The following is a 10,486-nucleotide window of genomic DNA, read 5'->3' on the forward strand; positions in this document are numbered from 1 at the left end:
ATATTCACCAACATAAAAATCCTCTAAAACTCATCCTTTGCTTGTCGCCTAAAATAGACGCTTGTTAGACTATAAGCCTTGAAACCTAGCTCCTCTATCAGCGTGTACTTGCAGGAAACAGGTTAGGCAAATACCTGAGCGAATGATGCCCGATAATAATTCAAGGATGGTTTAGATGAAGAAGTGCAAGTTTTTATTCATTTCTCTGTTTTTAATCTTTTCAGTTTCCAACCTTAATTTGCTGAGCCACGCACAAGGCGGAGATAGCAAACGCCGCACAGTTGCCGTGACCTATTTGAGAGACCCCGTAAAGGTTTACCTCACCGGTACAACTTTGCGACCGACGGCACGCGGCGAAGCCACCGTCGAACGCTGGCGCAAACGCAATCAAACCGATATTGAAATCAATTTATCGAATATGATTCCGGCTTACAATTTTGGCGGCGACTACACGACCTTTGTTCTCTGGGCTATCACCCCTGCCGGACAAGTCGATAACCTCGGCGAATTTCGCCTCAAAGGTGATTCGGCGCAATTAAAGACCGCCACGCCGCATCAGACCTTCGCCATGATTATCACCGCCGAACCGCATTATCTGGTGCGGTTGCCATCGAAAAAAGTGGTGCTCGAAAATCTCACACCCAATTCAAAAAACGTCAATGTTCAGGTAACCGATGTCTATTTTCTCGGCGATTCCGGCAAATACTACACAGATGAAGCCGCTCCACCGATTGCCGAACGCGATTTTGCGAAAACCCCGATGGAACTTTTGCAGGCGCGGCGTGCTGTGCAAATCGCCAAACTCGCGGATGCCGAACGATTCGACCCCGACGATTACATCTCATCAATCAATTCGCTGGCGCAGGCAGAATCGTCTTTCAAACGCGGATCATCGCCTTACGATGTCGGACGCATTTCACGCGAAGCGATAACCTTTGCGGTTCGCGCCAGAGACATCAGCGAAGAAAAAGCTTTGGCTGCCGAACGTCGTTCGGAGATTGCCAGACGCGATGCCGAAGTGCGCCGCGTAACCGAAAACGCTTTGGATTTGCAAGAGCAATTGAATGATATGACGGCGCGTTACAAAGCCGCTGAGATTGCCCGCAATTCCGCAGAAGAACAACTCAGTAAAAATTTGCGCGAGCTTGCAGAAGCGCGGGTCGAAGTTCGCAATCTGCGCGAAGACAATAATGAATTGCGCGCCGACAATGACCGGCAGGCAAAAGAGATTACCGATTTAAAAAACCAGATTGCCAATCTGCAATCGCAATACTCCTCGATTTCATCAACCTTGAACACCACCAAATCACAGGTGGAAGCCATGCAGCGCCAGGATATCGAACGTCAGAAAGCCGAAAAACGTCGCCGGGAATTTGAACAGTTGCAATCGACATTGGCTTCGATTGTCACGGTGAAATCAACCGGCAATGGTTTTGTTGCTATCTTGCCGGATAATTTTTTTGTGACCAATCAAACCTCATTGGCGCTGAGAGCCAAAGCCAAGATTGATGCCATCTCACAGGCGATTGCCGCCTATCCTGAAATTTTATTCACTATAGAAGGGCATTCGGACGCCCGCGCCAATGCCGAAAGTTTCGCGTTCGGACGGGCGCAGGCGGTGGCGGATTATATCGCGGCGTTCAATGTGTCGCGAACTAATTTCAAAATCGAATCGCGGGGCGCGAGTCTGCCACTAGCGAATGGCAAAACCGCAGCCGCCAAAACCCAAAACCGACGGGTGCAACTGGTGTTCACAGCTCCCTAACGGCTGAGTTTTCTCCAAGCGAAATTATCAATCTCGAAGTCCGTGGGAAAGCCATTCGGGCTTCGAGATTTTCTATTTTTAATTCGGATTTTTTCGGATTCTAAGTTTGAAATCCTCTGTGGCTACGTTTATTCTTCCAATATCGAGGTGAATACTATGTATTGTCCGAAATGTGGAACCGAAAATTTCGATAATGTCAATTTTTGTCGCTCGTGTCGCTCGAACCTTTCACTGGTTCCGCAAGCCCTAAGCGGGCAATTGCCGGTTGAACCAACCTCCGGTAAACGCCGTCAACGTGACCGTCATAAACCGCCTTCGCTTCCCGATGGTATACAAAAAGCATTTGTCGGATTGGGCTTTTTATTTGTCTCACTCGCGGTAATGCTATTTGCGCCAGCGGGCAGAATCTGGTGGTTCTGGTTATTGATACCCGCATTCATGTGGTTAGGCAAAGGCATATCTGAGATTGTCGCGGCAAAACAAATGCAACAACCATTCATGCCACCTCAACCGCTTCAAACACCACCGCAACAAGCTATCCCGGCACCTCCTCCAATAATTGGCTATCAAGCGCCCCAAACCGGTGAACTGGCGCAACCGCCACCGAGCGTCACCGAAAGCACAACCAAATTATTCGACGAACACTGATTCGATGCTTTTCAAAAATTGTTTATAGTCGAACTCAAATAAATCATTCACTCCTGCTTTACGTCATCAGGGATTGCGGATTATATTTCCCACGCTTTATCAATTCATTTATTAAGGATGTCCGCATGACATTAAAGAAACTGCCGATTTTACTGGGCTTTTTGTTGATTTTTCAAATCATCGTCGTCGCTCAAAAAGCCGATTCAAAAACTTCCATCACGATTTTACAACTCAATGATGTTTATCAGATTGCGCCGGTTGATCGTGGCAGACGCGGCGGCATGGCGCGGGTTGCGGGTCTGCAAAAAGAGATTCGCGCCAAATCCCCGAACACCCTTTTCCTGTTAGCCGGTGATTTCATTTCACCATCCGTGGCTTCGCGTCTATTCAAAGGCAAACAGATGATTGCCGCGTTGAATGCCGCCGAGGTCGATATTGCGACACTGGGCAATCACGAATTCGATTTCGGTCCCGACGTGTTGCTTGAACGCATGCGCGAATCGCGTTTCGCTTACACGGTTGCCAATGTCATCGATAAAAAAACCGGCAAACCGTTCGGCGGCGCAAGTCCCTATATCGCAAAGAATTTTAACGGCGTGCGTGTGGCAATATTCGGCTTACTGGTAAAAGAGACCGAAAGTTTATCGAGTCCCGGCAAAGGTGTTTTATTCAAAGACCCGATTGCCACAGGCAAGCGTCTGGCGCGACAACTGCGCATTAAAGGATTTGATGTCATCATCGCGCTTACCCATTTACCGATGGCGGATGATAAGCGGTTGGCGGCTGAATGCGATGTCGATTTAATCATCGGCGGTCACGAACACGAATTGCTCGAATCGATGGCAGGGTGCGCGCCGATTATGAAAATGGGTTCGGATGCGCGCAACCTCGGACGCATTCAAATCAATGTCGAGCGCAAACGCAATTCGCGAACCCGCTACCGCGTCGCTTCAATAGATTGGGAAGCGATTCCGGTAACTGAGCAGATTAAAGATGACCCGGATGCCGCCGCAGCCATTGCAGTTTATGAAAAACAATTGAACGAAAGTTTGGGCGAAGTGCTCGGCAAAACCGATGTCATTTTAGAAGCCCGCGCCGGCATCATTCGCCGCAATGAAAGCAATCTCGGAAATTACATTGCTGATGTTTATCGTTCGGCGTTATCAGCCGATGTTGCTATCGTCAACAGCGGCAGCATTCGTTCCGACGCGACTTACGGCATCGGTGAGTTGACCAAAAAAGATGTGCTCAGCATTTTGCCTTTTGAAAATGGACTGGTAAAGGTTCGGCTCACCGGCGAACATCTCAAACGCCTGCTTGAAAACGGCGTCAGCAAAGCCGGTGAAGAAGATGGACGTTTTCCGCAAGTATCGGGAATGAGTTTCACCTATGATGGCGGTAAACCGGTCGGCTCGCGAATTGTCAGTATCGAAATTAATGGCAAAGCTTATGACCCGGCACAGAAGTACACGATGGTGGTCAGCGCCTACTCGTTTGGCGGCGGTGACGGTTATGATTTCAAAGGCGCAGAGGTTCTGGTTAAACCTACAGAAGGTCCGATTGAACCGGAACTCATGATGGATGCGATTAAAAAAGCCGGGACGATTGCGCCAAAAATCGAGGGACGAATCAAGTCAGTTCAACCCCATTGATAATTATTTTGTCAATCCAATGTTTAAGGATGATATCCAATATTTGATTCAAGCTTGTATCAAGGCACAATATACTGGAATGCTCCTTGATCAAAGTTGTTCAACGGTGATCCCCGCGCACACGGATGTGTTCTTTGAAAGAGCGAATGAATTTCTAGAGTGGATTCGTGATAACCGTGAATTGAATTTTATTATTATGCGGCGTTTGAAAAACCGGGTTGTGCAAAAGTTCGCGAATTGATCGCCATAATCCTGGAAGCAATCGCTTTGGAGGATTTGGATGAATCGGCAGCTTAATTCTTACCGGTTGCGGCTTTTTCCTGTTTTATCTGTTCGATTAACTCACCGATTTTTTTATAGAGCCGCGCGCCGCGAAGCCCCACTGCGCGGATGACCCCCCTTTGATCGATTAAAACCGTGTAGGGAATCGCGTGCACGCCGTATAGTTCGACAATTTTATTATCCCATCCGGTGCCTTCAAAATATTGCGGCCAGGTCAGTCCCTCGGTTTTTACATATTGATCGAAAGCCTTTTTATTGCGGTCAAGGCTGATGCCGATGATGACAAAATTATCGTTCTTATATTTTTCCCAGGTGGCTTTCACATTGGGCATTTCGACAATACAGGGACCGCACCAGGTCGCCCAGAAATCCAATAAGATAACTTTTCCGCGATACCCCGCAAGCGAAAGCTCTTCGCCCGAAATCGCTTTTACCTTGAATTCGATGCCTAATTTTTCTCCCGCCAGTTTGGGATTTTCAATAATCAGTTTAGCCTGCGAAGCCTGCGTCGAATTCGGGTCAATCTGAACATATTTTTTCAGGGTTTCAAGTCCCGCTTTTTCATTGCCAACCTTGAAATAGGCAAAAGCGAGATTGTAATAGGCGAGCGGCACTTTCTCACCGGCGCGTTCAATGACCTGCTTAAAGACTTTGACGGATTCATTCAAAGATGGTTTGGTGTCCTGTAAAAATAGCGCCACGCCCAGCATATTCATCAACCCGATTTCATTTTCCGGTTTAAAGCCAATGGCGGTTTTTAAAGCCGTGACCGCTTCGCCGTAATCGCCCAATTGAAAATAGATTTGCGATAGCAGTTGATAGCAGGGCAGACAATTTCCCTGTTTTAATTCCGCAGCTTTTTTTAAAGAGGCGATGCCGTCTGTGATATTCCCTTCTTCAAGCGCGGTTTTCGCGCGCGTCATTTCCGCGTCAAAGGCATCCGGTTTTTCTTGAGTTGAGGTGTCGGGTTTTGCGGGCTTATCCTGTTGCGACGCGAAACCGGCAGTCATTCCATTTAGTGAAATCAATAACCAGACAATTAATAATTTCGGGAAAAATCTTCTCATCAACGCTCCTCCGCCGTTACTTAACCTTTAATTCAATCGGCTCACTGTCCTTTGGCTCACTTAATTTTCTAATGACCAACACCAATTCGTTTTGGAGTATGGTGTCACCCGGCACTTGAAAAAACAATAACCCTTCGCGAATTTCATTGCTATCAAGCGATTTTCTTATGTCCATGCCGTAGGCGATGAAATCTTCACGCGATGCTTTGAAACCGGCTTTGTTATAAACCGTGACCCCATAATAATCCATCAATCGCCCATATGCCTTTTTGCCATCGATTAATTTAAAAGTTTGCTGATTGGCGCGAATCTCAAACCGCGCGTCCTTCAATTTAATTTCCTGGGATGCGCTATTTTCCAATTTCAATCGAACCGGCAACACTCCGGCTAAAATCAAATTGGCTTCAAAAGTTTGATAAAGGTAATCCTCGTCGGTCACCGCCTCAGCCGATATTTTCAAACCGCCGGTTTCAGTGGTCACCGCATAATTTCCCGCTAGGGTTCGCGGTCGCGGTTGAACATTAAATGGCTTCCCACATCCTGCCAATAAAACCGTGAGGATGAAAATCCCTGCCAGACCGTAAGGCTTATGGTTTATCCGCAAAGGTCTGTGAATCGAATTTATCTGGGCTGTTTTTTTCATAAGCAATAATTTGAAGCACAGTTGATGCTAGGCGATGGGCAAAGGCGTGTCAACTTGCGACCCCATCATTCGATATGCTACTTTCATTTCTTTATTAACTGGAGAAAATTGCCGCCACCAAGCCCTGTCCAGCGCGTTTTCGCGAAATCTACGCGGTAAATTTTACCTGGAAAAATAATGATTCATTCATTCAAAGGGATAAAGCCTAAAATCGCCGAATCGGTGTTCATTGCCCAAGGCGCGCACATCATCGGCGACGTGGAAATCGGCGAACAGTCGAGCGTCTGGTTCAACTGTGTTTTGCGCGGCGATGTTTTTCCGATTCGCATCGGCAATCATACGAATATACAGGACGGCACCATCATTCATGTCACCAGTGGCCAGTTTCCTACTCTTGTGGGCAATCGCGTCACCATCGGGCACGGCGCGATTCTGCATGGTTGTCAGATTAAAGATGAATCACTGATTGGCATCCGTTCGGTTATTCTGGATGAAGCGGTCATTGGCGAAAATTGTTTAATCGCCGCCGGTTCACTGGTCACTCCCGGCACAGTGATTCCGCCGCGCTCAATGGTGATGGGCGCGCCCGCCAAGGTGCGCCGCGAACTGAGTGACGAAGAGGTTCAACAACTGCGGTTCAACTGGGAGCATTACGTCGAGTTGAAAGATATTTATTTAAACGAAAAATAATTTCCGGTTCCGGCTTTAGGGTTCACCTTTAATGAGTTACTGATTATCCGGTATTACCACCTGAATCCTAAATCCTGAATCCTGTATCCTGAAATGAGTAAGATTCAAAAAGTAAAAGGCACGCTCGACATCTTGCCGGCGCGATATACCGCAGCCGAAGACTTTCACCTGCACATTGAACGCTGGCATCTCATCGAACGCGCGGCGCGCGAAGCCTTCCGTCGTTATGGGTTTGAAGAAATCCGCACGCCGATAATTGAAAAAACCGAACTCTTCGAGCGCGGCGTGGGAACCGAAACCGACGTCAACAAAGAGATGTACACCTTTGAAGATAAAGGCGGCGACCGTATTACCCTCAGACCCGAATCAACCGCATCAGTGGTTCGCGCCTGCATTGAAAACGGGCTGTATAACCATCCGGGATTAATCAAGCTGTTTTATATCGGTCCTCAATTTCGTCGCGAACGCGCCCAAAAAGGGCGTTATCGCCAGTTTTCGCAAATCGGCGTAGAGGTGCTTGGGCAAAGCGACAGCCCGGCAATCGAAGCCGAAGTTCTGGAAATGCTCGACTGGTATTTCAAAGAACTGGGCATCGCCAACATCGAAATGCTGATTAATTCGGTGGGCGATGAAAATTGTCGTCCGGCGTTTATTGAAACCCTCAGAGAAGCGATTCGCGAACAATTGCCGAATCTCTGCGGCGATTGCCAGCGCCGTTTTGAAACCAATCCGCTGCGAGTGCTGGATTGTAAAGTGCCGAGTTGTCAGCCGATTTTAAACAGCCTGCCGAAAATCACCGATATGTTGTGCGCGTCATGCGACCAACATTTCAAAGCATTTCGCGATTATCTCGATGAACGGCAGATTGCCTACACGATTCATCCGCGATTGGTGCGCGGCTTGGATTATTACACCAAAACCGCCTTTGAAATTATTGGCGGCAATCTCGGCGCGCAAAATACCATCGTCGGTGGCGGGCGTTACGACGGGCTTTCCGAAATGATTGGCGGGCCGCCGCTCAAAGGCTTCGGTTTCGCCTTCGGTCTGGAACGCATGGTGATGAGTTTGCCGGAATCTGCCAGCGACCGCGTCAAAGAAAACCCCAGGCTGTTTATCGCCTACATCGGCGATGCGGCGCGCGACCATGCATTCCAACTGGCGCGTCGCCTGCGCCGTGAAGGCATCAATTTAATCGTTGACCTCGAAGGTAAAAAACTGAAGAAGGCTTTAGCCGTAGCCGATAATTTGCAAACCGAATATACGCTTATCATCGGCGATGATGAAATTCAAAACCGCAGCTATACCTTACGCAATATGCAGAGCGGCGAACAAAAACCATTTTCCGAAAAGGAATTGATTGAAAATTTAAAATGAATTCAGAAGTCAAAGTAAAGGAAACGATGAAGTATGAAGTATGAACGATGAACAAATATAAAAACTCTGCTATTCATCGTTCATCGTTCATACTTCATACTTTTTCTGAATCTGACTCCTGACTCCTGACTGATTGATTATGCTGGATAATTTAAACCAATTGAAAAGAACGCATTATTGTGGTGATTTGCGCCCTGACCATGCAGGCTCGGAAGTGACCTTGATGGGATGGGTGCATCGTCGGCGCGATTTTGGCCCACTGACCTTTGTCGATATGCGCGACCGCGAAGGCGTCGTGCAGGTGGTCTTCGATTCCGAACGCAATACCGACGCGCATCAAAAAGCCAAAGACATTCGCGGCGAATATGTGATTTGTGTGGTCGGCAAAGTGGTGATGCGCGATAAGGAAAAATTCAATCCCAATTTGCAAACCGGGCGCGTCGAGGTGATTGCCAAAGAGTTATATGTTTTCAACGAAGCCAAAACCCCGCCGTTTGAAATCGACCAGACCCGCGCCAACGAAGATGTGCGCCTCAAATATCGCTATCTCGATTTGCGTCGCGTTAAAATGCAGGAAAACATTCGCCTGCGCCATCGCGCCGCGCTCATCGTTCGGCGTTATCTGGATGAAAAAGGCTTTATCGAAATCGAAACCCCGATGTTGATTAAATCAACCCCCGAAGGGGCGCGCGATTACGTGGTGCCGTCGCGGTTGTCGCCCGGAGATTTTTTCGCCCTGCCGCAATCGCCGCAGATGTTCAAACAGTTATTGATGATTTCGGGGTTCGATAAATACTTTCAAATCGTCCGCTGTTTTCGCGATGAAGATTTACGCGCCGACCGGCAACCGGAATTCACTCAGATTGACATCGAGATGAGTTTCGCGCGCCCCGATGATGTGTTTAAAACTCTGGAACCGATGATTGCCGAAATCTTTCGTCTGGTTGAACCGAAAGTCGAATTGCCCTTCCCGCGAATGACCTATGCCGACGCCATGCGACGTTTCGGCAGCGATAAACCCGATACGCGATACGGATTGGAATTGGTCGATTTATCCGAGGCGTTGGCGGATAGCGATTTCACCCCCTATCGCAATGCGCTCGACCATCGCGGCGAAGTCAAAGCCGTCAATGCCGAAGGTTGCGCCAGGTATTCGCGCAAGGATTTGGATGGTTTGACAGAGGTCGCCAAACGTTACGGCGCAGGCGGTCTGGCGTGGATTAAAATCAGTTCGGAAGGTGAAATTTCTTCTTCATTACTGAAAGCTTTGGGTGAAGCTAAAACCGCAGAACTGGCTACTATTGCCGGTTGCAAGGCGGGCGATTTGGCATTGATCAGCGCGGGCAAGAAATCGGTGGTTGCGGCATCGCTTAATGCTTTGCGCGGTGAAATCGCCAACCGCGAAGGCTTGATTGACCCGAACAAATTGAATTTTCTGTGGGTGACGGATTTTCCGATGTTCGAGTTTCACGAAGAAGATGGGCGTTATTACGCGATGCACCATCCGTTCACCAGTCCGCGCGATGAAGATATGGACAAAATCGAATCCGACCCCGGCGCGGTGCGCGCCAAGGCATATGACCTGGTGTTGAATGGGGTTGAAATCGGCGGCGGTTCGATTCGTATTCACTCACGCGAAGTTCAGCGCCGGGTATTCAAAGCGTTGGGGTTGAGTGACGAAGATGCGCGCAGCAAGTTCGGATTTTTCATGGACGCGCTGGAATACGGCACACCGCCGCACGGCGGCATCGCTTTCGGGTTTGACCGGTTGGTGATGTTGTTATGTAAAGAGGGTTCGATTCGCGATGTGATGGCATTTCCGAAAACCGCCAGCGCCACGGATTTAATGATTGAATCGCCGGGTCCGGTATCGGAAGAGCAATTGCGCGAATTGCATATCAAAATTGTCGATTAAGCTGGAAAATGCAAAATCGAGTTGCCAGTTGGCGGGCAAAAGGTATAGATTAGGCGGCACAAATTTGAATTTTGGGCTAACCCCCATGTATTGAAAAAAGGGGGGGGATTAGCCCAGACCACTTAAAGCCTTGGTTATTTGATAATTACATAGGTTTTCAAGCGATTTCACTTGAACTATTTTTTAACGATTTTCGACAGATTTTCGGGGGTTAGCCCAAACGGGGGTTTAAACCTTTGAAAATAAAGGCTCCAAAAGGGGGTCTGTGAAAATCGAAGAGGCGATTGTTAGCCGATTGAAACTTGACATTCAAAGGCCAGAAGCACACTTTGTCTTCGTGAAAATCGAAGAGGCGATTGTTAGCCGATTGAAACATGGCTTTCATACCTCTCCCCCATTTGCAAAGTGCGCACGTGAAAATCGAAGAGGCGATTGTTAGCCGATTGAAAC

General features: G+C 48.2%; 8 protein-coding genes. 6 read left to right on the forward strand and 2 right to left on the reverse strand.

Annotated features, from left to right (window positions below):
* The first annotated feature begins 175 nt into the window (after positions 1-175).
* The 3 genes from AB1757_15450 (at position 176) to AB1757_15460 (ending at position 4,065) form a co-directional block, all read left to right on the forward strand.
* Entirely contained in the window at positions 176-1,765 is a 1,590-nt protein-coding gene (locus tag AB1757_15450) for an OmpA family protein (GenBank protein ID MEW6128434.1), read from the forward strand.
* Positions 1,766-1,921: 156 nt separating this feature from the next.
* On the forward strand, positions 1,922-2,413 hold the full coding sequence (locus AB1757_15455; GenBank protein MEW6128435.1) for a zinc ribbon domain-containing protein: 492 nt from the start codon (positions 1,922-1,924) through the stop codon (positions 2,411-2,413).
* A gap of 125 nt (positions 2,414-2,538) precedes the next feature.
* Positions 2,539-4,065 (forward strand): 5'-nucleotidase C-terminal domain-containing protein, encoded by a 1,527-nt coding sequence (locus AB1757_15460; GenBank protein ID MEW6128436.1) that lies wholly within the window; start codon positions 2,539-2,541, stop codon positions 4,063-4,065.
* Between the two features lie 293 nt (positions 4,066-4,358).
* On the opposite strand, the gene AB1757_15465 is transcribed toward AB1757_15460, so the two are convergent.
* Together AB1757_15465 and AB1757_15470 are read right to left on the reverse strand one after the other, a co-directional pair.
* On the reverse strand, positions 4,359-5,414 hold the full coding sequence (locus AB1757_15465; protein ID MEW6128437.1) for a thioredoxin-like domain-containing protein: 1,056 nt from the start codon (positions 5,412-5,414) through the stop codon (positions 4,359-4,361).
* Between the two features lie 16 nt (positions 5,415-5,430).
* The gene (locus tag AB1757_15470; GenBank protein ID MEW6128438.1) at positions 5,431-6,057 is read right to left on the reverse strand and encodes a hypothetical protein; all 627 of its coding nucleotides are present in this window, start codon (positions 6,055-6,057) and stop codon (positions 5,431-5,433) included.
* A 177-nt stretch (positions 6,058-6,234) separates the two neighbouring features.
* Between AB1757_15470 and AB1757_15475 the strand changes: the two genes are divergently transcribed.
* From AB1757_15475 to aspS, 3 genes are all read left to right on the forward strand, one after another.
* On the forward strand, positions 6,235-6,747 hold the full coding sequence (locus AB1757_15475) for a gamma carbonic anhydrase family protein (GenBank protein MEW6128439.1): 513 nt from the start codon (positions 6,235-6,237) through the stop codon (positions 6,745-6,747).
* A 93-nt stretch (positions 6,748-6,840) separates the two neighbouring features.
* Positions 6,841-8,121 (forward strand): histidine--tRNA ligase, encoded by a 1,281-nt coding sequence (hisS, locus tag AB1757_15480; protein ID MEW6128440.1) that lies wholly within the window; start codon positions 6,841-6,843, stop codon positions 8,119-8,121.
* A 139-nt stretch (positions 8,122-8,260) separates the two neighbouring features.
* Complete coding sequence (aspS, locus tag AB1757_15485) at positions 8,261-10,036, forward strand: aspartate--tRNA ligase (GenBank protein MEW6128441.1); 1,776 nt, start codon at positions 8,261-8,263, stop codon at positions 10,034-10,036.
* Positions 10,037-10,486: the final 450 nt, after the last annotated feature.

It is taken from the genome of Acidobacteriota bacterium, assembly GCA_040754075.1.
Classification (GTDB): Bacteria; Acidobacteriota; Blastocatellia; order UBA7656; family UBA7656; genus JBFMDH01.

Coding starts and splice junctions, on each gene's coding strand:
- hisS (MEW6128440.1), top strand. CDS start 6,841: ATGAGTAAGATTCAAAAAGTAAAAGGCACGCTCGACATCTTGCCGGCG.
- AB1757_15460 (MEW6128436.1), top strand. CDS start 2,539: ATGACATTAAAGAAACTGCCGATTTTACTGGGCTTTTTGTTGATTTTT.
- AB1757_15470 (MEW6128438.1), bottom strand. CDS start 6,057: ATGAAAAAAACAGCCCAGATAAATTCGATTCACAGACCTTTGCGGATA.
- AB1757_15465 (MEW6128437.1), bottom strand. CDS start 5,414: ATGAGAAGATTTTTCCCGAAATTATTAATTGTCTGGTTATTGATTTCA.
- aspS (MEW6128441.1), top strand. CDS start 8,261: ATGCTGGATAATTTAAACCAATTGAAAAGAACGCATTATTGTGGTGAT.
- AB1757_15475 (MEW6128439.1), top strand. CDS start 6,235: ATGATTCATTCATTCAAAGGGATAAAGCCTAAAATCGCCGAATCGGTG.
- AB1757_15455 (MEW6128435.1), top strand. CDS start 1,922: ATGTATTGTCCGAAATGTGGAACCGAAAATTTCGATAATGTCAATTTT.
- AB1757_15450 (MEW6128434.1), top strand. CDS start 176: ATGAAGAAGTGCAAGTTTTTATTCATTTCTCTGTTTTTAATCTTTTCA.